The organism is Porphyromonas sp. COT-052 OH4946 (assembly GCF_000765965.1).
GTDB classification, from domain to species: Bacteria; Bacteroidota; Bacteroidia; order Bacteroidales; family Porphyromonadaceae; genus Porphyromonas; species Porphyromonas gulae.
In genome coordinates this window covers 154834-177846 of record NZ_JQZY01000009.1, presented here as the reverse complement: position 1 = coordinate 177846, position 23013 = coordinate 154834, and the positions used below count along the sequence as shown (strand labels likewise).

Here is a 23013-nt window from a genome sequence, read left to right as displayed (position 1 = left end):
CCTCCCTCTAACTAAGATTCGATATGACTGAGCGACTTTTTCTTCTTGATGCTTATGCCCTCATCTTTCGTGCCTATTATGCTTTCATCCGTAGCCCGCGGATCGATTCTACAGGTCGTGACACCGGAGCCGTGTTCGGCTTTGCCCTGACCTTATTGGATATACTGGAGAAGGAGTCGCCGGAGCATATCGCCGTGGTATTCGATCCTCCGGGAGGCAGTTTCCGTCATCGCGAGTATGCAGAGTACAAGGCTCAACGAGAGGAAACGCCGGAAGGTATTCGTATCGCCGTCCCTTTAATTAAAGAGATGTTGGCAGCTTTCCGTATTCCTGTTGTTGAAGTGCCGGACTTCGAAGCGGACGACACGATAGGTACTTTGGCCAAACAAGCCGAAGAGAAAGGGCTTGCCGTCAGGATGGTAACACCCGATAAAGACTTCGGCCAGCTGGTGTCCGAGCGCATCAAGATCTATCGGCCTAAGACGGGAGGAGGCTATGAAACGTGGGGGCCGGCAGAAGTCTGCGAAAAGTTCGGACTCTCCGCCCCCGAGCAAATGATAGATTACCTCGGCCTCGTAGGGGACAGCTCGGACAATATACCCGGATGTAAAGGCATCGGAGCGAAAACGGCTGAGAAGCTACTGGCCGAGTATGGAAGCATAGACGGCATATACGCCCACCAAGATGAATTGAAAGGAGCTGTGGCCAAGAAAATTCAGGAGGGAGAAGAGCAAACGCGCTTCTCGCGATACTTGGCCACCATCCGCACGGATGCTCCCATCGCCTTCGATGCCGAAGCCTATCGACGTACTTCGCCGGATATGGCAGCCGTTCGCGAGTGCTTCGCCGCACTGGAATTTCGCACCTTGCTAAAACGGTTGGAAGGAGCACGGGCCGATGCTCCTGCTACAGATCTGTTTGCCGGCGTAGTACAGGATCAAGAGCCGCCCACGGATTTGTTCGGAGATGGTGCTGACGATACCGGGCATCCACTGAAAACGTTGCTTGATGTACCACACGAATATACGATTCTCGAAACCGAGGAAGAGATAGCGGATTGCATCCGAATATTCTCTGCCACGCCTCGTTTCTCATTCGACACAGAGACCGACTCGAAAGATGCACTTCGGGCCAATATCGTTGCCGTCACGCTATGTGCCGAATCGGGACGGGCTTTCTTCATACCCCTACCGGAAGGCGAAGAAGCCGGAAGGCGCAGGTTAGACCTCTTGCGTCCGCTTTTTGCCGATGCTGCTATCGGCAAAGTCGGCCAGAATATGAAGTACGACATCCAAGTGCTCTCCCGATACGGTATCGAAGTACGCGGACAGCTGTTCGATACGATGATAGCCCACTATCTCCTCTTTCCAGATCTCCGGCACAATATGGACGAGATGGCAGAGACGCTTTTGGGCTATCGCACCATTCGCTATTCGGATCTGGTCGGCAGCGACAAGCAAGAGATGCACATCCGTCAGGTGCCATTGCAGAATCTGGCGGACTATGCCATGGAGGATGCCGACGTCACATGGCAGCTATACGAACGCCTCGATACGATGCTCTCCGAGGAAGGGATGACCTCCTTGTTTGAAAGCATAGAGATGCCGCTCGTACCGGTACTTGCCGATATGGAATGCTCCGGAGTAAAGCTGGACACGGAAGTCCTCCGGCGCACGGCATCGGGTCTTGGCGAGGAGATGCAGCGGATAGAAGACGAAATCTACCGTTTGGCCGGACACTCATTCAACATCAACAGCCCTTCACAAGTCGGAACCGTGCTCTTCGAGGAACTGCAAATCACAGAAAAACCTAAGAAAACGAAGTCCGGCAGCTACTCTACCAACGAAGAAATTCTGGTCAAGCTACAGGAAAAGCATCCCATCGTGCGACTTATCCTCGACTATAGAGGAATCAAGAAATTGCTCAGTACCTATGTGGAAGCCCTGCCGGAGATGCGCTACCCCGATGGCAAGCTGCATACCTCGTTCAATCAGACCGTCGCCACCACGGGACGTCTCTCCAGCAGCAATCCCAATCTGCAAAACATTCCGATCCGTACCGAAGTCGGGAGGGGGCTGAGGGCTGCTTTCGTGCCGGACAATGACGAATGTATTTTCATGAGTGCGGACTACTCTCAGATCGAGCTGCGACTGATGGCGCATCTAAGTGAAGATGAGAGCTTGATACAGGCTTTCCTCCATGGGGAAGACATTCACCGAGCCACGGCAGCCAAAATATACGGCCTGCCACTTGCAGAAGTTACGGACGACATGCGTCGCCATGCCAAGACGGCCAACTTCGGGATCATCTACGGTATCTCTGCTTTCGGGCTTAGCGAGCGGCTCAATATCTCCCGAACCGAAGCCAAGGCTTTGATCGAAGGTTACTTTGCCTCTTACCCGGGGGTTAAAGCGTATATGGATCGGAGTATTGCCGAAGCCAAGCGACAGGGCTACGTCACCACACTGTTCGGTCGCAAGCGATTCCTTCGGGACATAAACAGTGCCAATGCCGTAGTCCGCGGCTATGCAGAGCGAAATGCGATCAATGCTCCCATACAAGGCTCTGCTGCCGACCTGATCAAGCTGGCGATGATCAGGATACACGAGGAAATCATTGCCCGTAGGCTACAGAGCCGGATGATCCTGCAAGTGCATGACGAACTGAACTTCAACGTGCTCCGTCCCGAAGCTGCAGAAGTCCGCGAGCTGGTTCGCTCGTGTATGGAGGGCGTGATGCCCTCTTTGCGCGTTCCTCTGATAGCCGAGATCGGCGAAGGTACCAACTGGCTGGAGGCACACTGACGCTTTTCCCCGAGAAGAAGCATATACCATAGTCATAGAAAAAACGAGCATAGACGGGTCTTTCTTTCGTAGCCGGTTTATGCTCGTTTTTTTCTTTGTTTCACGTCTCGAAAAACGTGGTGCGGGAAAGTTTTTCTTTTGGCGCGGGAATTAAAATTTTTACGCGCCAAAACGAAAAAAATCTCGCTCCATTTCTCACAGAAACACGAACCATAGATCTATCGAAACACGCACGAAAAAAAAGATCATGTTCCGAGAAGTGTAAAAAGAAGCAGGTAGAGGGGAGGTGGGCGAGAACGCTAATCATCGTTCCCTTGCCGAAAATATATGTGCCGGCAATCTGTACACGACTGTTCTATGAATACGGAACGCCCGTCGGCTTAGGCTGAAAAGCCTATAGCAGACGGGCGTAGATCGGATCAGAAAGGACAGGGCTTCGCCGCCCCTGCATTAACCGTTGATCTCGTCCAAGATAGCTTGGATATCGTCCTGGCATGAGCCACATACAGTTCCTGCTTCTGTAGCTTCGCCTACTTCGTCCACGGTCTTCAATCCTTTTTCTCTAATTGCATTTTCAATCTCCCCACGTGTAATTTCGTTGCAGTGGCAGATAATTTCATCTTGCTGTGACATAATTCTTCTGTTGTAATAAATCGTCGTTTGTTACTATGCTTTGAAAACGTTTCAAAATTACAAAAACAATCCACTTTTTCATCTATGCACCGATAGACAGTGTCTATGAAAACGTATATGCAGCAGGATGTAACGCGCTATGGCAAAGCGATAAAACTCACAAGAGACCTCTCATGAGAAAGTAAGATGATTCGCATTTTCCCGTGAGCGAATCTCGCTTCCCGGATCGCCTGTGAATGATGAACAGCTGCGTCTTGGCCTGCTTCGCGGTACCAACTTCCCTTTAGCCTTTGCAGTGGCTCAGGAAACGATAGCCCCAGCGGCAAAAGAAGCATTTGCGTCGCTCACAGTATTCGCGATAGAGCTGGATGAGGCCTTGACTTTCGGCAGCATCGGTGGGTCGGCAGGCTTGAGAGAAAGCGCGAACCAACCTGTTGTTTTCGGGTTTGATGCCTCGCAAGAAGTCTATTGTCAGCTCGCGGTAGTCCGCTACGTTCTGCCGTCTCAACCAAGCGTAACGGAGTGGAGCTGCTACATTGATGAGCAGCGAGTCCGCAGACATTGCAGCGAGTGAATTGGCGGAGGCAGTAGAGGCAGGCTTGCCGAAGCGATAGTGCGAAGCCCAATAAGGCGATACCTCCACACTAAGTTTGTGCACCAGTTCCTTGGCCGACGCAGTCTCCACAAATGAAGAAAACAGAAACTCGCAACGGTGCAGGATGGCGGCCAACTGTCCCAGTCGGCGATGGACAAAAGAGGACGGACGGGTGCGAAGCAGACGAAAGACCGAGGAGTCGAGAGGCTGCAAAGCGAATTTATGTTGCAAAAATGCGTATTCAGCAGCCAGCTTCTCTGCGTACTCGTCCGTAGGATCGGCCAGAAGGCCGGCTTGTCCCAGCAGGAGAGCCTCCACTTGCAAGAGACTGCTGCGGTGCTTGGCAATGGCGGCAAAGGGCAGGCTGCGAGCAAGCCGTTCGAGGGCATCGTTGTTCAGCCCGAATCCGAAGTGACGGGACAGCAGTATGTAGGCCGTTGCATTCCAATCCATGGAGGTGGACAGGTAGAGCCGATCCACCTCGGCAGCCTTGCGCTCCAATCGTTCTACGACGAGCGTATCCAGCCAGTCGTGGACTTCGAGGCTATCGAGTTCATGGAATCTGTCCTTACAGCCCGGCAAAAGGGATGTTCGGAGCATAAAGTCGGCGTTTGCCCTAAGCCGTTCGTCTACATACATAACGCAAACGGGGACAGGTTCACCACTGATTCGGTGCCGTATCGGGAGGTCATCCGTCTCCACCACATGGAGTACTACATTGTCATAAGCGGGATCGAGATGATGCCCGTGGCGAATCCAGTCCGAGGCCTTGCGATGAATCTCTACATTGCCGGCCCAGAGGAGATCGCCCACTTTCACTTTGGCATTGAAGAAATCGGGGCCGCTATCCCGATTGAGCATCCCCGGATCGATGACCTCAGGCTCCAAAAAGAAAGCGTCCGCCCCATAGCTCAACGAGCTATAGAGGCGGTGCAGCCATATGTATTGTAAGAAATGCTCCACAACCTTGTCGAAGCCCCTCTATACAGTTATATCAGTTGTACTCTTTGTCGTATTTCAGAGCGGCATCGGCCACGAAGTGCTTGATGCGCTGTTCCTCCTCGGCCCGACAAATGAGCAAGACATTCCCGCTTTCGGCCACGATACAGTCGCTAATACCCTGTACGACGACAAGCTTCTGCGGGTTGTCCGTGGTGACAATGTTGCGTTCGGCTTCGTAGAAAATGGTCCGCGTCTTGAGCGATGCATTTCCCGCATCGTCTTTCTCTGCCAGCTCGTACAGAGAGCCCCACGTGCCGAGATCTGCCCAACCGAAATCCACGGGCATGACCAGCACATTATCCGCTTTCTCCATCACGCCGAAGTCGATAGAGATGCTGGGACAATAGGGGAAAGCCTGATCGATGAAGCGTCGTTCGTCGGGTGTATTGAAGTGTGCCAATCCGTTTTCGAGGGCAGAGGTTACTTCCGGTAGATGCTTGCGGAAAGCGGCGAGGATGCTCTCCACATTCCAGACGAACATTCCGCTGTTCCAGAGGAACTCACCGCTGGCGAGGAAGATGCTTGCCATCTCGGCATTAGGCTTCTCCGTAAAGGTTTTTACCCGGATGAAGTTTCCTTTCTTTTCCTCTGCCATTTGGATATATCCATAGCCTGTCTCCGGACGGGAAGGGCGGATGCCGAGTGTGATGAGATTGGGATGATCGGCTACGAACTCCAATGCTTCCGATGCTGCGCGCACGAATTCGTCCTCGCGCAGGATCAGGTGGTCGGAGGGTGCTACGATTATATTGGCTTTGGGATTGCGCGCATAGATATGATAGCTGGCGTATGCGATGCAGGGAGCTGTATTGCGGCGGGTAGGCTCGCATAGGATCTGATCTGCTCCGATCTCGGGGAGCTGTTCGCGTACCTTGCCGGCATAAAGTTCATTGGTGACGACCAGAATATTTTCCCGGGGGATGAATCGTGTGAAACGATCGTATGTCATCTGCAGGAGCGAACGTCCTGTACCGAAGAAATCGAGGAACTGTTTGGGATGGGATTCGCGGCTAAAGGGCCAAAACCGACTTCCTATTCCCCCTCCCATAATGACGCAATAATTGTCTTTCACAGTCATAGTCATTATTCTGTTTTTAAGTTCTTACACAAAGCTACTCAAAATAATAACGCCATGTCCCAAGAAAATCGTACTTGTGGCTCCTAAATTGATTCACAGTCCAGAGGGGTGTTTTTTCTTAGCTGACATCGTTTCGCCGATCTTTTAGGCTTATTTTTCAAAAGTGCAATGCGGCGATACCGGAAGGAATAATGAGTAAGAAGGAAGAGACGGAGGAATATGGAGCTATGAGGTTCCGGTCCGCTATGCTCCATCCACCGAAAGCACCTCGTTGTTCGGCAGGTACCACAGGTAGCCGCGGACGGATGGATAGCCCATCGAGACGAGCAGCCGGATATAATTCTCCATCTGTGCATGATGAATTTTGCGCACTGCTCCGAACTTATAGTCTACGATGTCTGTGTGATCGTCGTAGAGAATGATCCGATCGGGACGACGCTGCCCCCCTTGTGGAAGGAGAATATCCTGTTCATTGAGAACTCGTCCGCTCCCATCGAACCAACGAGACAACCGACTGTCCGAAGAGATAACAGATAGACGATCGGCCAATTCGATCGCCTCATCTCTCGTGACGATTCCTTCCGACACATAACGCTCAAGAGCAGGCTCGATGTCCTTGGCGAGAACGATGTCGGCAAGGATTCTGTGCATCACATGGCCGTGGTAAAGCGGTTTGTGCCTGTGATAAAATTCACTGCCTTCAGGCCGGATAGCCAACCGGTCGGCTACAGCCGAGAAGCTTCCTTTGGGTAGGGTAAAAGGTAAGCCCGAAGAGGGGTAATCTGTCGTTTTTTGTCTCGTGGATATGCCCGGACTTCCCCAGCAGTACATACCGGACTCCGTCTTATTCTCGTCCAAGGAGGCGAGAGCCAAATGCATAAGATCTCCCACGGTAGAGAGCGATTCGGGCTTTGGGGAAGGAGGTAACCACAGATGCATCTCGTCCTTGGCTCGTGTCGTAGCCACATAAAGAAGATTGAGGTTGTCAAGGAGAATATCGGCTCTTTCTCTGAAATAATCTGTGGCAAATATTGTTTGTGCCATCTCCTTCTTATATCTGATCGGCACTACGGGCAGGATATTGAAAGGACTGCGGGCCGGATCGATCTTGCACCAGAGGATGTGCCGATGTGCAGCTTGGTCGTCCAGATTCCAGTCCAAGAAAGGAATAAGAACAACGCGGAAGCCCAGGCCTTTGGCCTTGTGAATGGTCATTAGTGTGACGGCCTGACTGTTGGGAGCAGAGGAAATACGGCTTTTGGCATAGCCCGTTTCGTCCCACCATTGCAGGAAAGAGTGCAGATCGGCAGATCGTTCATGACCGAAATCATTGATCAAATCCAGCCAAGCAATTAGATAGGGCATCTCTCTTTCAGGCAGGTATGAATGGAAAAGAGAGACTAATCCTTCTGCCAATTCGTACAGGGAGCGACGCCGAAGGTCGGCAAACTCTGCAAGCTCTGTGGCACTGAAGTTGCCCCCCTCAGTAGGGGTTAAGCCTTTCTCTTTGCGAAGTTCTTCATACGACAAGTAGGCAATCTGCCACAAAGCGTCGGATTGGGGGTGGGATATAAACTTGAGCAGGTTAGAAAAGAAACGAATAGACGCAGCTCCGCTTAACGACAAGGATTCGTCCGACATCGGGATAAGTGGATAATCTACTTCATCCTCTTCCGGTTGATATGAGAGCATGGCACGGGCTATCTCTCGTGCCTGATAGGTTTTGCGTACCAGAATCGCAATGTCTGAGGGAGCATATCCTCTTTTTTGCAGACCGATGATAAAACGGGGAAGATCCTGCAAGATGCGCTCCTCCCACGAAAGCTCGGCTTCCGCTTCATCTGATGATGCCGGCGGTGGAAGATAAATGCAGACGTTTCCATGCCGGTCAGCTTTGGCCGGTGGTACAAGCTGCTCCACATCGGCGTAGGTCTGCATGAATGTGCGGTTGATCTCCTCCGGCAACTTCGGATCGGGCATTGCCATCGCCTCGGTTTCGCGAGTCATAGCCTCACAGAGGATTTGTGGCAGGTGCTTGTAGAGGGAGTTGTTGAACTCGATTATTTCGGGAGTGCTTCGCCAATTATATGGTAGATTGACCCTCTCCGATGTTTCGGCAAAATCCCGACTGACGACCTCTGTGAGCAGTCGCCGATCGGCATTGCGGAAGCGGTATATGCTCTGTTTGGCATCGCCGACGAGGAGGTTGTACTTGCCGTGAGCCAGACTCTCAGCCAGCAGAGGCTTGAAGTTTTCGTACTGTAAGCGGCTGGTATCTTGAAATTCATCGATCATTTCGTGCTCGATTCGTACCCCGATCTTGTCATAGACAAAGGGGGTCTCGCTCCCGTCGATGATCCTGTGCAATAGAGACGGAGCATCGGAAATCAGCATTTTGTTCTCTTCTTGTCTGATCCCTTCGATTTGTCGCCAGAGATCGGAGATGATACCAAGCCGGTTGAGAAAGGGAAGTGACTGCTTGGCCGTGGAATACTCTTGCCATTCCCTGCCGAGATAGAGTCCTGCCATTTCGTTCAGAGACTCTTTGAGGCCGGATTGGTAGGCCGAGAGAATGGCTGCTTGGGTAGTGGCAGGAGTGGATTTGGCGTAGAGGGTGGCTTCCGGATCACCTTCTGCCATCGACATAAAGGTCTTTGTGGGCGGCTTGACTTCTCCGCCTTTGAGCACTTTGGCAAACTCCAAGATACCTCCTTTGGTACCTCCTTTGAAATCGTAGAAGCTGATTCCGGCTGCGGTGACGATCTCTTCCGCTCGGCGTGCAATAGACAGACGTCGCCATTCGAAGCCTTCCATCAGCTTGTTCATCTCGGTTTGGTAGCGATGAATGGCAGCTTTAGTCGGTAGTTTGCCCTCCTCGGATAGCAGGAGTAGCTGTTCTTTGAAAAGCTCGTCGCCCAAGCTGACGATCTCCCTACGGATGTTATGTCCACGCCCCTCTTCGATCAGGTCTTCAGCCAGACGCCTGATCCAATTCTCGACGTCGGAAGTATCTTTTTCTCCCAAGCTGTGCAGCAGGCGGACGACAGCCTGTTCGAGCACGGCCTTCTGCTCCATCTCGATGCGGAAACCTCCCGGCAGTCCCAATTCATGCGAGAAAGCACGCATCACTTCCTGAAAGAAGGAGTCGATGGTCTTGACTCGCAAACAAGAGTAGTCGTTTAGTATTTCGGTCAGGACTTCCTGTGCTCTGACTTGTAGCTGCTCGGTAGTCAGAGCCAACTCCTGCATCAGCTCCTCGGCGAAAGGGGATGATCCATCCACTGCCAGACCGTATAGCTCCTCGAGAATACGCTCCTTCATTTCGGCGGTGGCTTTGTTCGTGAATGTGACAGCCTGTATATAACGGAAAGCCCCGCGCGTACGCAGGGCTAAACGAAGGTATTCGCCGGTAAGTGTATGAGTCTTGCCGGAACCTGCCGAAGCTGTATAAATACGAAGCTGCTTGGAGCGTTTCATTTGTTTTTCTTGTGTCCGGGAGCAAGACGATAGGTTCGGTCGTAGAGGAAGAGAGCCAGCTCGCGCGGATTCTTCTCGAAGCGAGCAATGGTCTCCAGTGGGATCGGATCGCCGATATAGACATCGAAAATATGCCCTCGCTTGTTGAACAGTTCAGCCGGGATGCGTGGAGTCCGAATAGCCCAGCTCAGCCATCCGAGGAAGTGGAAGTACCAGGAATTGCGGCCGCTGAAGAAAATCGGATAAACGGGCACCTGACTGACGAGGATCATCTTGGCACAACTGGCTTGCCATTCGCTGTCCATCACTCGATTGCGATTGCCTTTATAGACGGATATTCCTCCGGCCGGGAAGAAGCCGACGGGCTGACCTTTTTGAAGACGGCTCAGGACTTCCTTCACTCCGGATACATTGTGCTTGCTGTCAAGTCCTCCGGCCATTCCTTTGAGTGGAGCCACCGGTATGAAGCTGTCGCGCAGGCAGCTGATCATGGACAGAAAACCATTGACCAATACGCTATAATCGGGACGCACCGATCCGATAATATCGATCAACATAATGCCATCCAGAGAGCCGAACGGGTGATTGGATACCGTTGTGAAAGCACCGCCCTTGCGCATCTCTTCCAAATGCTCCGCCCCGTGCAGCCTGTAGCTGACATTGATGGCAGGGTCAGTCAGTGCAGCATGGGCAAACTCTGCTCCACGCAGATTGATATGACGGGCATGAACGGCATTGATGTCCGTTATCTTGAGGGCTTTCAGCAACCTGCGTGTCAGTCGTCGCTCCCCTCCCAGTACGGGAAAAAGACGAAGTACATCTTCTTCGGTAAGGACTTCCGGACGTGAGTCTGACATGAGCGATCGGGAATTAAGGATATTCGAGTTGCCTGAACATATGATTACCGCCTCTCCTTCAGATGCTGTCTGCACATGGCTTCGTGGCGTCTGATACCGAGGATGAGTACAATATTCAGGATCAGTATCTCGAATACGAAATAGAGCCAAACGTGACCGCTCAAGACGATAAGAAAAAGAGGAATGGTGCGCCCGTTGAACGTAAGGAAGTCCACGATATTCATGATTCGGCGACTATCCCTGCGCAAGTCCTGACGGAGCGTTTCGGGGATGGTATTCTGCGGATAATCCGCTTCCAATTGGTCGAGAAGTCTTTGCAGTCGGGGTGTCGCACGCTCCTGTATCAATGTATAATAATAGTACAGTGAGCTGAAAAAACGATTCGCTCCTCGTGGCATCACCTTTACACGGCGGCGTATGGATGAGGATCGTTCGAACTCTTTTCCCTTCTCAGGACTGATGAAAAAGAGATGGAGCGTTTTGTAGTAGTCCGTAACGGCTGCTTGAACCAAATGGCTGATTCCCGAGAGTAGACCCACGGCAATCAGGATAACGGTGGTCATCGGACCTAAGGCATCGGGATGCTCTGCCGTCAAGCGAATGATGAAGCAGATATAGATGCACGCGAACCAAATGTCTCCGGCGATGCCATCGAGAATACGCCCGATCTCGCTCTTGATTCCGGTCAGACGAGCCAGCTGTCCGTCGATGCAGTCCATGATATTGGCCACTATCATACATAGAATACCGGCCACAGTCCAACGGAGATCGTAAGGGGTATGTACGAAGCACAGCCCACCGCCCAATCCGACAAAGATGGACAGGATCGTAACCATATTGGGCGTTACCCTTGTCCGACTGAGAAGCTTGGCAAAGTAAAAACCTATCGGACGGTAGAATTTCCGGTCAATTATATTTTCCGTCTCCAGTGATTTGAGAGAGGCTTGGTACTCCTTATCGTTTTCGTTCATATCTGAGCTGTTCAGCGGAAGCTGTAGCCTCCATCAAGAGTCAAGACCTCACCATTGCAATATGCGTTGGTGAGCAAAAATAGAAATGCTTCGGCTACTTCGTCCGGTGTCGCAAAGCGATGCAAAGCAACCTTATTCTCGATATTTCGGCGTATTTCGGCCGGTTTGTTCTTCTGCCACTCCGTATCGACGAATCCCGGTGCCACGGCATTCACACGGATGCCATAGGGTTCTAAGTGCTTCACCAGATTGCGAGTCAGGGCGTGTACAGCAGACTTGCTCACCCCATACGGCAGAGCCATGCCATGTGGCTGGATTCCCATAAGCGATCCGGTAAAGATGATACATCCCTTGTTGCGCTCGATACGCGGCAGGAGGCGTTGGATCAGGAATGTGGGGAAATGGACATTGGCGAAGAATACGCGCTGCCATTCGTCGAGGGTCATCTCCTCGAAAGGCGTGCGGCATGTGATACCGGCATTCATGATAAGAGCTTGCAGGGTAATATCCCTCTGCTCAAGGGCTTCCGCTATCAGGTCGATACCTTTCGCATCGGTAGCATCGGCTTGCAGCAGCTCAACCGAGGGAGCTGTCTCTGCCAATTCGGCCGCCACTGTGCGCGCCCTGTCCTGATCGTGTCCGTATGTGAGGATGAGGGAGTACCCTTTGCTTGCCAAGAGGCGGGCTACTGCCAGACCGATCCCCTTGGTTCCTCCCGTAATCAATGCGTATCCGACCGCCATAGTTCCTACATGTTTTGGACAGACTTGGGCTTATGCTGACGCTCTTCGTTCAGCGTCTTGGCATAGCTATCGTGTATGGTCTCCTTGATTTTGGTAGAAGAAACGCCCGTCCCGTAGGGGAAATAAAAGACCTGAACGCCGAGATCTTTCAGATAGTCGTATTTGCCATTCCAGTCATCCCCCACTACGAAAGCGTCTATATTCAGCTTTTTGACGATCTCCGTGTGATCCAACGTATGCTGCGGAATCACGATGTCCGGTGTCTTCAGGGCTTCCAGGATTTGCAAACGCTCGATGAAAGGAATAATGGGCGGTGCCTTGTATGAAGCGACCAGTTCGTCCGTGCTGACGCCAACGATAAGGATGTCTGCCAAACTACGCGCATAGTTGATCATGCGCAAGTGATTGTAGTGGAACATGTCGAATGTCCCGGAAGTGTAAACAATAGTCTTATCCTTAAACATAGAGTCTATAGGGTATTAAAATTAATGCTCATCATCTGTTTGCGGCAACTTTTCATTGTCATTGCCTCGCTCGAAATAACTCTTCCGGAGCGGATTGCGCGTAGCCAAACGCCACGATGCACGGGCGCGATAGATGTCGATCGCCTGATAGACGGCTGCGCGGAAAGAATCGGGCGAAGCCTCGCCTTTGCCCACGATGTCGAAGCCTGTACCATGATCCGGCGAAGTGCGTACGATGGAAAGCCCTGCCGTCACATTGACCCCTCTATCCATGCAGAGAGTCTTGAATGGGATCAGCCCCTGATCATGATACATGGACAGAATGCCATCGAAATGCATAGCCATATCCGATCCCCAAAAGCCGTCCGCGGCATAAGGGCCGAACACTAACAATCCCTGCTCTTCGGCCTCCTGTACTGCCGGCCGGATCGTATCGCTTTCCTCGGTGCCGATCAGTCCGCTGTCGCCGGCATGCGGATTCAGAGCCATGACGGCTATCCGCGGACGTACTATACCGAAATCCATGCGCAGACTGCGATCGAAAGCCTTCAGCTTGTCCAGTATTTGCTCCCGAGTGATAAGCGATGGCACGCGTGCTATCGGCTCGTGCATCGTCACCAAAGCCGTGCGGAGCTTGTCCTGTGCCAGGATCATCAGCGCATCTTCGCCCTCTATGCCGGCTTCGGCTTGCAGATATTCCGTATGGCCTTTGTAGGGGAAGATGTCCTGTGGCATGGCAGCTTTGTTGATCGGCATAGTCACGAGCACGTCCGCATCGCCTTGCTTCACGGCTTGGACTGCCATGCTGAGTGCCATTGCCGCATAGGCTCCGGCCTGTGGCGAGCAGACGCCCATCTCCACTTTGGCATCTTCCGGCACGCAGTTCACCAGATTCACCCGTCCCTCTACGGCTTCGGCAGCAGAGGATACCTGGTGCCAGCTCTCCAGTTCGAGTTCCAAGGTCTTCCTGTAATAGGCTGCGACCTTAGCTGATCCGTATATGACAGGTGTGAAGAGGTCCAGTATCGAGGCTTCGGTAAAGGTCTTTAGTAGGATTTCATATCCAATGCCATTGATGTCGCCATGAGAAATGGCCACTTTCAGCTTCTTATTCTCCATTACGTTGAGTCTTCGTGTAAGTTCGGCAGTCGTTTCGGATATTTATTTGAGTGCAGTCCAGCGTGCCTTTCTGATGATAGCCGGATCGAACTCTTTCTGGGCTTTGGGGCGCATACTATACAGAGCTGCCTCCATCTGCCGCATCAGATCGCGTTTTTTCTCGTTGGGGTGATATACGAAGCCCTCTACCACTACTACCCTGTCTCCATCCACAAAGGCTTGTGCCACGAAAGGACCGGACATCATCTGCCCTCCCTCCATACGCCAGATGCCGTGCACTTCGCCTCGCTTTTGATCGCCCGGGTAGACGTAGCGATGCTTCAGCAGCATCCGCTCCGTGACGGGATAGGACCCTGCATCCGAACCTTCTATATTGGCTTTGAGCACGGAGTCGCGCACCTCTACCATACGGTCCAGCCCCAGATCCGATGCTCCGCGATAGGGGTAGGTGTAGACCAAGAGGTCTTTCCGGCGGCGCATCTGATTGTTGGACATCCACAGGAAGTCCTTGCCCTCCTTGTGACTGAGGATGTCGGCGGGCACATTGATATGGTGTCCGAACATACGCTGCACGCGTTGGTCGGCATCCGCACTGCAGTCCTTCTGCCATAGCTGACCGAAGAGGAATAGTTCGTGACGGATAAAGAGATTCTGTATGGCCGATTTGTTGGATTCGATGTAGGCTGCCAGAGAGTCTGCCGCAGGACTGTTGATCAGTACGACCAACTGCCCGTTAGCCCACTGGTCATAGCCGTATTTGAGCGAAGTCTTGGTGAATATATCAGGGTTGATGTCGATCTGCAGTACATTGCGGATGTAGCGAAGGAATCCCGTAAAATCCTTTTCCGACACACGGGAAACGGCCATGATCGGCTCGTTCTGGTTGAGTGCCGGAGCTACCTCGGTCATGACCTCGTAGATGGCTTCGCCGACGGGCGAACTCAGATGTTGGTCGTCCATCACCAGCATCATTTCTCCCGGAGAGCCTGTGGAATTGGTGAACGACTTGCCGGCCGTTCCGCCTCCATTGCAGGCAAAGAACATAGCAAATGCGGCGAAGAAAGTCGGCAGACCGAACAATAAACGGATATTGGGTTTCATTGAGCCTATTCGCTTTTTTGAGTTTTTCATCCTGAATACAAGTCCAAAGGTAGTAATAATAGTTGTCGCTATGGAGCTTGCCCTTCGCCTTTATGGGCTTTTGGGCCGGGAGGACTCCGCTTTGCTCGTGGATAGCATACCGCAGGCCGCGAATATATCTTCCCCTCGCGATGCACGGATGGTGCAGGTATAGCCATGCGATTCCATTCGCTTGCGAAAAGCCTCCATGCGAGTGCTGTCCGACGAGCGGAGCGATACGGCAGGGATTTTGTGGAAGCGGATCAGATTGATCCTGCAGGGGATGCCGCGGAGGATGGCGGCCAGTTCGTCGGCATGGCGCATATCGTCGTTCAGACCATCGAAGACGATGTATTCGAACGACACTCGTCTTTGTCCGCTGAAGTCGTAAGCCTTGATCCGGTCGAGCGTCTGCAAAATGGGGAAAGCCTTTTCTCCGGGCATCAGCGTCCTCCTCTCTTCGGGGAAAGGGCTGTGCAGGCTGACTGCCAGATGGCACAGGCTCTCTGCGAGGAAGCGCTCCAAGCCTTTGGCTCCGATCGTAGACACTGTGATGCGCTTCGGACTCCAGCCCATACCCCACGGCTCGGTCAGGGCATTGAGACTGCGAAGCACTTCGTCCGTATTATCGAGGGGTTCGCCCATGCCCATATAGACGAGATTGGTCAGCTCGGCCGCCTCTTCCACGGAGAAGATTTGGTTCAGGATCTCGGCTGCGGAGAGATTACCGTTCCATCCCTGTTTGCCGGTCATACAGAAGAGGCAGTCCATCTTACAGCCGACCTGCGAGGAGATACAAAGCGTGGATCTGTCGCCATCGGGGATAAACACAGATTCCACGAAACGCCCTTCTCCTACGGGGAAGAGATACTTCTTGGTCCCGTCCACCGAACATTGGACATCCGACCACGGGTAGCGTCCGAGGTCGTAGGCCTCTGCCAACTTCTGCCGATTGGCCTGCGATATATTCGTCATCTCGGCAAAATCGGTAGCACGCCGCACATAGATCCATTCGGCCAACTGCTTGCCTGCAAACCGCGGCATACCCATCCGGAGAGCCACTGCGGTCAGCTCTTCGAGCGTCATGCCCAAAAGCACAGCTCTCTTTCCGGTCTCTGTCTGTTGCTTCACTTCACCACTCTATATTATAATGTAACCACAAGAAGGAGCTTCATCTTCTTCTTTCTCATCCGTCGGGGATTCGGCGACGATCAGACCGATCCTCGGATGTACTCCTCTCTATACAAAGGTAATACATCCCATGCTAAGCCCTCCCATTTCTCTCTCGATGGGATTGGTGCGATGAAGAGGATACGTGTACATGCAAGGAGTGGGTATCGGTGCTTCCCGAGCTTGATCTCCGGATAGCAGGGACGTAAGAAAAGGAAACGAGAGAGAGCGTAAAAACAGAAACACGAACCAAAAGTCGGCGGATTGTGGCGCGTTTTTTCTGAAAAAGTGGCGCGAGATTTTTTTCGCTGTGGCACGTCAATTTTTTACTTCCCGAACCAAAACGAAAAAATTCTCGCGCCACGTTTTTACGAGTGTGGAATGAGAAAATTTTGGGCTGTAAACTCCCGAACGACGAGAAAGGTGCAGTGCGCCGAAAAAACTCCTGTGAGCAGGGGGCGAAAGATCGGACACTCTGCACAGAGCCGATAAGAGAGGGGCTGAAATTCTCTGCGGATCTCAGCCCCTCTCACCCTTATGATAGTATTCGATAGTAGTCTTGCTCTCCGGATCTGTGCGCGCCGGTGAAGTATCAGACGATAGCCGCTACAATGGCTGCTGCATCGGCCGATAGCATTTGCTGCTCTCCCGTCAGCATGTTTTTCAGATTCACTTGGCCGGTCGCGCGTTCGTTTTCTCCTACGAGTGCCACATATGGAATGTTGGCTGCATTGGCATAGCTCATCTGTTTCTTGATCTTGGCAGGCTCAGGATACAGCTCTGTGCGGAGGCCTTGCTCCCTGAGCTTTTGGATCAGTGGGAGCAGGCTGTCGGCATCCTCTTCGCTGAAATTGACAAAGAGCAGCTGCGTACCGGTCAGCTTCTCGGCAGGGAAGAGATCCAGCTGCATCATCACGTCGTATATGCGGTCTGCACCGAAAGAAATGCCCACACCGGACATGCCTTCCAGACCGAATATGCCGGTGAGGTTGTCGTAGCGACCACCGCCGGTAATGCTGCCCATCTCGGCGTCGAGTGCTTTCACTTCGAGAATGGCTCCGGTATAGTAGGAAAGGCCACGAGCCAGAGAAATATCTACCATCAGTTCGGAATGGAGCTGCACGCGCTCCACTTTGTCCAAGATATAGGTCAGCTCCTCTATTCCCTTCAGCCCCGTTTCGGAGGAGGCAAGAGCTGATTTGAGCTGGTCGAGCTTCTCCCGATTGTCCCCTTTCATCTCGATAAAGGGGCGCAGGCGTTCGATAGCCTCTTCGCCGAAGCCTTTGGAGCGCAGCTCATCGTTCACCTTGTCGAGGCCGATCTTGTCGAGTTTGTCTATCGCCACGGTGATGTCCGTCAGTCTGTCGGCTTCGCCTACCACTTCGGCGATGCCGGAGAGGATCTTGCGGTTGTTCAGCAGGATACGAGTCCTGATACCCAATCTGCGGAAGACTTCGCTGATGATCTGAATGAGTTCGACCTCGTTCATGAGCGAATCCGATCCGATGACGTCTCCATCGCACTGGTAAAACTCGCGGTAGCGACCCTTCTGCGGTCTGTCGGCACGCCATACGGGTTGAATCTGATACCGTTTGAAAGGGAAATTGATCTCATTGCGGTGCATCACCACGTAGCGAGCAAAGGGTACGGTCAGGTCGTAGCGAAGCCCTTTCTCGCAGGCTTTGGCTGCAAACCGGAGAGAATTTTTCTCCGCCAGTTCCTCCGCACAGAAGTCTGCCAAGACATCGCCGGAGTTGAGTACCTTGAAGAGCAGGCGGTCTCCCTCCTCTCCGTACTTGCCCATCAGCGTGGAGAGCATCTCCATCGTTGGGGTTTCTATTTGGCTGAATCCGAAGAGTTCGTACACTTCGCGTATGGTGTCGAATATGTAGTTGCGCCGGCTCATTTCGACCGGACTGAAATCGCGCATCCCTTTGGGTATAGAAGGCTTTTGCATTACGTATGTATTAGTTGGTGAATGATCGGTTACAAAAACAGAGGGAGGGGAGTCTCCATATCAATAATCGCGGATAAGCTCCAGCAGGGTGGTGGCATATCGGTTTTTCTCGTCGGCCGGATATTCCGTGCGGCTCAGCTCCACCCATTCGCTCATGTCTAATTCCGGGAAAAAAGTGTCAGCTTCGGGAAAGTCGGCATGCACGCGTGTCAGATAGATTTTGTCCGTGTAGGGTAGCATCTGCTCATATACTTGTGCTCCGCCGATGACAAAGGCCTCTTCCTCATTGCCCACCAGCTTCAGTGCCGCTTCGGGCGAGGCTGCCCATTCGGCTCCGGGAAAATCCTGCTGCGTCCTGCTTAGGACGATATTGCGTCTGTTGGGCAAAGCTCCTTTGGGCAGGGAGCGGAATGTGTGGCTGCCCATGATAATGCTGTGTCCTGTGGTCGTTTCCTTGAATCGCTTCAGATCGGCCGGCAGATGCCAGAGGAGGTCATTTTTGTATCCGATAGCCCCATTCTCGGCTATGGCAACGACGATTGAAATCATATTGGATAGGTGAGGAAAAACTGAATATCGGTGGAAAACATTCCGTCAGACTGCTACAACGCCCGCAATGTGCGGATGCGGATCATACCCTTCGAGTCGGAAGTCTTCGTACCGGAAGTCGAAGAGATCGGATACATCCGGATTGAGAATCATTCGGGGCAATACTCTCGGCTCACGACTCAGTTGTAGCTGTACCTGTTCGAGGTGGTTGAGATAGATATGGGCATCGCCCAATGTATGTACGAATCGTCCGGGTTTCAGCCCTGTGACATGAGCGATCATCTGTAGCAGCAGGGCATACGAAGCTATGTTGAACGGTATGCCCAGAAAAGAATCGGCACTGCGCTGATAGAGTTGCAGGCTCAGCCGGCCATCAGCGACATAGAACTGCATGAAACAGTGGCATGGAGGCAGATGCATATCGGCAAGCTGGCCTACATTCCACGAGCATACGATAATGCGTCGGCTGTCCGGTTCCTCGCGCAGCTGGCGCAGTACCTCCTGTATTTGGTCTATATGCCCTCCCCGATAGTCCGGCCAACTGCGCCACTGGTAGCCATATATAGGCCCCAAATCGCCGTTCTCGTCAGCCCATTCATTCCAAATACGTACGCCATGCTCCTGCAAGTAGTGCACATTCGTGTCACCTCGGAGGAACCAAAGCAGTTCGTATATAATGGACTTCAAGTGCAATCGCTTGGTCGTAAGCAGGGGAAATCCCTCTTCAAGGTCAAAGCACATCTGATGGCCGAATACGCTGATCGTACCCGTACCCGTGCGGTCTTCTTTCCGTACTCCCTCGTCGAGGATGCGGCGAAGCAGATCCAAATACTGTTTCATACCACGCAAATATACGTATTTCTTGTAGGCAAATGGATTTTTGGCACCACAGCAGACTCATTGTAAAATACTTGAATATGCTACAACCGAAAGAGCCGATTGGAAGAAGAAATGGAAGATCATGGAGCTTTCACTTATTTGACCTGTTTGCCGGAGTATTGCTGTTTGTTCACAACTCCTTGTATCTTTGGCTCGTAACTAATGAAATAGTAATAGTAACGAACAAAAAAAGAAGATCTTATGAAAATAATGAATGTGATTTTAGCCTGTGTCTTAGGCCTCCTATTGGCCGGATGCAGCACCGTGCCGATCACGGGACGCACTCAGATCATGCTGGTACAGGACTCGGAGATCCTGTCCTCCAGTGCCTTGCAGTACAAGCAGTTTCTCAGCAAGGTGAAAATCTCCAAGAATGCGACATCCACGGCACAGGTGCGACGAGTGGGACAAAAGGTGGCAGCTGCCACGATGCACTATCTGAAGCAAAACGGATTGGGAGACATGGCCTCACAGATGAAATGGGAATTCAATGTCGTGGAAGACAAGGCTGTGAATGCTTTCTGTATGCCGGGTGGAAAGATTGTGGTCTATACCGGACTGCTCAAGTTGGTTGGCTCGGATGCCGAGTTGGCCACAGTGATTAGCCATGAAGTCAGCCATGCTGTGGCAAGGCATTCCAACGAACGTATCAGCCAGGAATACTTGCGTCAGATGGGGGGCAATCTGTTGGGTGCTGCTGTCTCCAATAAGTCGGCCGCTTTGCAGACAATTATCGGTCAGGCTTATGGCGTTGGGTCGCAGGTGCTGGTTGCTCTACCGTATAATCGGAAGCAAGAATATGAAGCCGACAAAATGGGGCTTGTCTTCATGGCGATGGCCGGTTATAACCCGAATGCTGCCATTACTTTTTGGCAGAAGATGGCAGCCCAGGGGAGCGGACAGGTAGAGTTTCTGAGCACGCACCCGAGCGATGCCAATCGGATAGCTGCCATTCGTCAATATATGCCCGAGGCAATGAAGTATTACAAAGGCAAGTAAAACAGAGATCCTTTGAGTGGACATTCATTTCTGCATGTCCACTCAAAGTCTTGGGCTGAAGAATTCTTTTTAGAAGAAATATATTTTTATCTTTGTATGTCACCCTGTTAAGAGTGGGAGGTTAGCAAGAAAATAAACTTACACACAAAAGAGAATTACTATGAAACAGAACTACTTCAAGAGAGTCTGCTCACTGCTTTGTTTGGTTGTGCCGATGCTCATCCTTCCATTACAGTCGGCAGCTCAAGATGCTATTCCAAGCGAAGAAGCGGAGTCATTGGCTTTCGTTGTGCCGGCTGAGGATGTTGAAATTGGAGAGTCAGAGGTAGAGGCTCCGTTGGAAGCCGCCAGTGCTGAAGAGATTGTAGATCAGGCTGTCCGTTCTTATACCTACACGGTCTATCGCGATGGTGTGAAGATCGCTTCCGGGCTTACTGAGCCTACATTTATTGACGAAGATGTTCCTGCCGGCGACCACACCTACTGTGTAGAGGTACAGTATGAAGAAGGTGTGTCCGATAAAGTCTGTGTGGATGTAGAAGTGAAGGACTTCAAGCCGGTTACCAATCTGACCGGAACCGCTTCCAATGACGAAGTTACTTTGGACTGGGACGGTGTGGAAGAAAAAGCAGAAGAGCCGGCGAAAGAAAAAGCAGTCAGCTACAATGTCTATAAGAATGGGACTTTGATCGGTAATACAGTCGAGACTCATTATGTGGAGACCGGCGTGGCTAACGGTACATACATTTACGAAGTGGAAGTAAAGTATCCCGATGGCGTATCTCCGAAGGTAGCAGTAACCGTGACCGTGACCAATAGCTCGTTGAACAATGTAGAAGGTCAAGTGCCTTACACGTTGCGAGTAGAAGGCAAGAAGATCATAGCTGAGACAAATGGTGTGATTACGCTGTATGATATCAGCGGGCGTACTGTAGCAGTGGCGTCCGACCGATTGGAATATACCGCCCAAACAGGCTTCTATGCCGTACGCTTCGATGTGGGTAATAAACCCCACCTATCCAAAATACAAGTGAGATAAAGCAAACGCTTTTCCCAACAGCTAAAACAAAGAGGCTGTCTCGAAAATCATATTTCGGGTAGCCTTTTTGCCTTTTATGCTACTGTAGCATACTAATCCCGTTTCGTGATGCTCTCATTCGGTTTCATCGCGATATGACGGAGATTGTGCGAACCTTTCTGCCTAATTGATTTTCGCGGCTGATCTTCGAACCGTAATTTCTCAGGAAATAAGAAAGGTTGTTATGTCTATTTGTATACATTGGCCCCGCCAAACCGATGCTGGAGGGTGATTCATGAAGATGGGGACTCTTGTCCGTAGGGCCCTGCTGCCTTCTCTCTTGCATTATCAATGATTGTGTAACACTAATTACCCGTATTATGAGACTTTTTCAAAATGAGAGAGGATGAAGAGTTTGGCTTTGTACGATTTGCTTGGGGCATAGGGATTAAATTAGTACTATTGCAAGAAGGGCGGTACATTAAAGTAGCCCGGCCGATCAGATGAAGAAAGAAGAATTACGATTGATTTTTATGGGAACGGCCGATTTTGCTGTTCCGCCGCTGCGAGCATTGGTCGAGAATGGATACCAAGTCAAGGCTGTGGTTACTATGCCGGACAAGCCTATGGGCCGAGGGCACAAGGTGAGTCCGAGCGCGGTCAAACTCTGTGCCCAGGAATTAGGTTTGCCTATTCTCCAGCCGGTCAATCTGAACGAAGAGACTTTTCTCGATGAACTACGGACTTATCAGCCGCACTTGCAAATCGTAGTGGCTTTCCGTATGCTTCCTCGCTCCGTATGGCAAATGCCATCCATGGGAACAATCAATCTGCACGGCTCCCTCCTTCCCCAATATCGCGGAGCGGCTCCCATTAATTATGCTATACGCCACGGAGAGACCGAAACGGGGGTGACCACTTTTCGGCTCCGGCACGAAATTGATACGGGTGAAGTGCTTCTACAAGAGAAACTCTCGATTGGAGATGAAGAAACTTTCGGCGAATTATACGAGCGCATGGCTACTCTCGGAGCCTCCGTATTGGTACGCACAGTGAGTTTGTTCCTTGATGGGGAACCCATCTCTACGCCGCAAGAACAGCTTCCGGGCTATGCCGATGCTCGACCGGCTCCGAAGATTTTCAAGGACGACTGTCGTATCGACTGGAATAAACCGGCTGAGGAGGTACACAATTTCATCCGTAGCATATCGCCTGTTCCTACGGCTTGGACCAAGCTCCACAGGCCGGGGATGGAATCCATCGTTCTGAAAATCTACCGCACCCGAGTTATCGAACGCGAACCTCGCCACAGAGGCCGATTCGGCACCATCATATGGGATAAGAAAAACCTCGACGTGATGACGCGCAAAGGGGTGGTACGCATACTCTCTCTCCAAATGCCCGGCAAAAAGCAGATGGATGCAGCCTCTTTCCTCAATGGCTTCGCCTTGTCCTCAGATATGTATATAGAATAGAAAGACGAGCCCGGCTCGAAGGGTTGGTTTCTTCATATTTTTCACCTCTTGCACACAATGTCGATGTGCAAGAGGATACTTCTCTGCGCAATACTCAGAGCTGC

General features: G+C 51.8%; 21 protein-coding genes and 1 pseudogene. 6 read left to right on the top strand and 16 right to left on the bottom strand.

Annotated features, from left to right (window positions below):
• The first annotated feature begins 23 nt into the window (after nt 1-23).
• Entirely contained in the window at nt 24-2804 is a 2781-nt protein-coding gene (polA, locus tag HQ50_RS03065; RefSeq protein ID WP_039428229.1) for a DNA polymerase I, read from the top strand.
• Between the two features lie 77 nt (nt 2805-2881).
• On the opposite strand, the gene HQ50_RS12040 is transcribed toward polA, so the two are convergent.
• Nucleotides 2882-2974 carry a DUF1661 domain-containing protein gene (locus tag HQ50_RS12040; protein ID WP_230587251.1) on the bottom strand — a complete coding sequence of 31 codons (93 nt, stop codon included), beginning with the start codon at nt 2972-2974 and terminating at the stop codon, nt 2882-2884.
• On the opposite strand from HQ50_RS12040, the gene HQ50_RS12495 reads away from it, so the two are divergent.
• A complete protein-coding gene (locus HQ50_RS12495) occupies nt 2943-3020 on the top strand; it encodes a DUF1661 domain-containing protein (RefSeq protein ID WP_152566869.1) in 78 nt (25 codons plus the stop codon). The genes HQ50_RS12040 and HQ50_RS12495 overlap by 32 nt on opposite strands.
• Before the next feature lie 234 nt (nt 3021-3254).
• Here HQ50_RS12495 and HQ50_RS03060 read toward each other — a convergent pair whose 3' ends face one another.
• From HQ50_RS03060 to HQ50_RS12030, 12 genes and pseudogenes are all read right to left on the bottom strand, one after another.
• Nucleotides 3255-3437: a (2Fe-2S)-binding protein gene (locus HQ50_RS03060; RefSeq protein WP_018964744.1), complete on the bottom strand. Its 183-nt coding sequence runs from the start codon at nt 3435-3437 to the stop codon at nt 3255-3257.
• A gap of 283 nt (nt 3438-3720) precedes the next feature.
• The gene (locus HQ50_RS03055) at nt 3721-4995 is read right to left on the bottom strand and encodes a DUF2851 family protein (RefSeq protein WP_039428227.1); all 1275 of its coding nucleotides are present in this window, start codon (nt 4993-4995) and stop codon (nt 3721-3723) included.
• Nucleotides 4996-5026: 31 nt separating this feature from the next.
• Nucleotides 5027-6112, bottom strand: coding sequence for a mannose-1-phosphate guanylyltransferase (locus HQ50_RS03050; protein ID WP_039428225.1), 1086 nt, complete (start codon nt 6110-6112; stop codon nt 5027-5029).
• A gap of 243 nt (nt 6113-6355) precedes the next feature.
• Nucleotides 6356-9589, bottom strand: coding sequence for an exodeoxyribonuclease V subunit beta (locus HQ50_RS03045; RefSeq protein WP_039428224.1), 3234 nt, complete (start codon nt 9587-9589; stop codon nt 6356-6358).
• Nucleotides 9586-10446 (bottom strand): lysophospholipid acyltransferase family protein, encoded by an 861-nt coding sequence (locus tag HQ50_RS03040; RefSeq protein WP_039428223.1) that lies wholly within the window; start codon nt 10444-10446, stop codon nt 9586-9588. The genes HQ50_RS03045 and HQ50_RS03040 overlap by 4 nt, the downstream gene beginning before the upstream one ends.
• A gap of 44 nt (nt 10447-10490) precedes the next feature.
• Entirely contained in the window at nt 10491-11417 is a 927-nt protein-coding gene (locus HQ50_RS03035) for a CDP-alcohol phosphatidyltransferase family protein (protein WP_039428221.1), read from the bottom strand.
• 11 nt (nt 11418-11428) lie between these two features.
• Nucleotides 11429-12160, bottom strand: coding sequence for an SDR family NAD(P)-dependent oxidoreductase (locus HQ50_RS03030; RefSeq protein WP_039428219.1), 732 nt, complete (start codon nt 12158-12160; stop codon nt 11429-11431).
• 5 nt (nt 12161-12165) lie between these two features.
• On the bottom strand, nt 12166-12624 hold the full coding sequence (locus HQ50_RS03025) for an adenylyltransferase/cytidyltransferase family protein (protein WP_004585592.1): 459 nt from the start codon (nt 12622-12624) through the stop codon (nt 12166-12168).
• A gap of 21 nt (nt 12625-12645) precedes the next feature.
• On the bottom strand, nt 12646-13743 hold the full coding sequence (gene pdxA, locus HQ50_RS03020) for a 4-hydroxythreonine-4-phosphate dehydrogenase PdxA (protein ID WP_039424425.1): 1098 nt from the start codon (nt 13741-13743) through the stop codon (nt 12646-12648).
• 42 nt (nt 13744-13785) lie between these two features.
• Nucleotides 13786-14844, bottom strand: a complete 1059-nt coding sequence (locus tag HQ50_RS03015; RefSeq protein ID WP_018964753.1) for a DUF4837 family protein — start codon at nt 14842-14844, stop codon at nt 13786-13788.
• Between the two features lie 90 nt (nt 14845-14934).
• Nucleotides 14935-15993 carry a 23S rRNA (adenine(2503)-C(2))-methyltransferase RlmN gene (rlmN, locus tag HQ50_RS03010; protein ID WP_081960033.1) on the bottom strand — a complete coding sequence of 353 codons (1059 nt, stop codon included), beginning with the start codon at nt 15991-15993 and terminating at the stop codon, nt 14935-14937.
• A gap of 108 nt (nt 15994-16101) precedes the next feature.
• Nucleotides 16102-16344, bottom strand: a pseudogene (locus tag HQ50_RS12030) (DUF1661 domain-containing protein); the annotation flags it as partial.
• Here HQ50_RS12030 and HQ50_RS12490 point away from each other — a divergent pair.
• The gene (locus tag HQ50_RS12490) at nt 16343-16417 is read left to right on the top strand and encodes a DUF1661 domain-containing protein (protein WP_230587954.1); all 75 of its coding nucleotides are present in this window, start codon (nt 16343-16345) and stop codon (nt 16415-16417) included. The pseudogene HQ50_RS12030 and the gene HQ50_RS12490 sit on opposite strands and share 2 nt — an antisense overlap.
• Nucleotides 16418-16624: 207 nt before the next feature.
• Here HQ50_RS12490 and hisS read toward each other — a convergent pair whose 3' ends face one another.
• The 3 genes from hisS to HQ50_RS02995 are packed head-to-tail and all read right to left on the bottom strand — an operon-like array spanning nt 16625 to nt 19378.
• On the bottom strand, nt 16625-17989 hold the full coding sequence (gene hisS / locus HQ50_RS03005; protein WP_039428217.1) for a histidine--tRNA ligase: 1365 nt from the start codon (nt 17987-17989) through the stop codon (nt 16625-16627).
• A gap of 60 nt (nt 17990-18049) precedes the next feature.
• Complete coding sequence (locus HQ50_RS03000; RefSeq protein ID WP_039428215.1) at nt 18050-18538, bottom strand: dihydrofolate reductase; 489 nt, start codon at nt 18536-18538, stop codon at nt 18050-18052.
• Between the two features lie 45 nt (nt 18539-18583).
• Nucleotides 18584-19378, bottom strand: coding sequence for a thymidylate synthase (locus tag HQ50_RS02995; RefSeq protein ID WP_039428213.1), 795 nt, complete (start codon nt 19376-19378; stop codon nt 18584-18586).
• Nucleotides 19379-19618: 240 nt separating this feature from the next.
• Between HQ50_RS02995 and HQ50_RS02990 the strand changes: the two genes are divergently transcribed.
• The 3 genes from HQ50_RS02990 (at nt 19619) to fmt (ending at nt 22909) form a co-directional block, all read left to right on the top strand.
• The gene (locus HQ50_RS02990) at nt 19619-20416 is read left to right on the top strand and encodes a M48 family metallopeptidase (protein WP_039419015.1); all 798 of its coding nucleotides are present in this window, start codon (nt 19619-19621) and stop codon (nt 20414-20416) included.
• Nucleotides 20417-20576: 160 nt separating this feature from the next.
• Nucleotides 20577-21455, top strand: coding sequence for a hypothetical protein (locus HQ50_RS02985; protein ID WP_039428212.1), 879 nt, complete (start codon nt 20577-20579; stop codon nt 21453-21455).
• A gap of 482 nt (nt 21456-21937) precedes the next feature.
• A complete protein-coding gene (gene fmt / locus HQ50_RS02980) occupies nt 21938-22909 on the top strand; it encodes a methionyl-tRNA formyltransferase (RefSeq protein WP_039428211.1) in 972 nt (323 codons plus the stop codon).
• Nucleotides 22910-23013 lie beyond the last annotated feature (104 nt).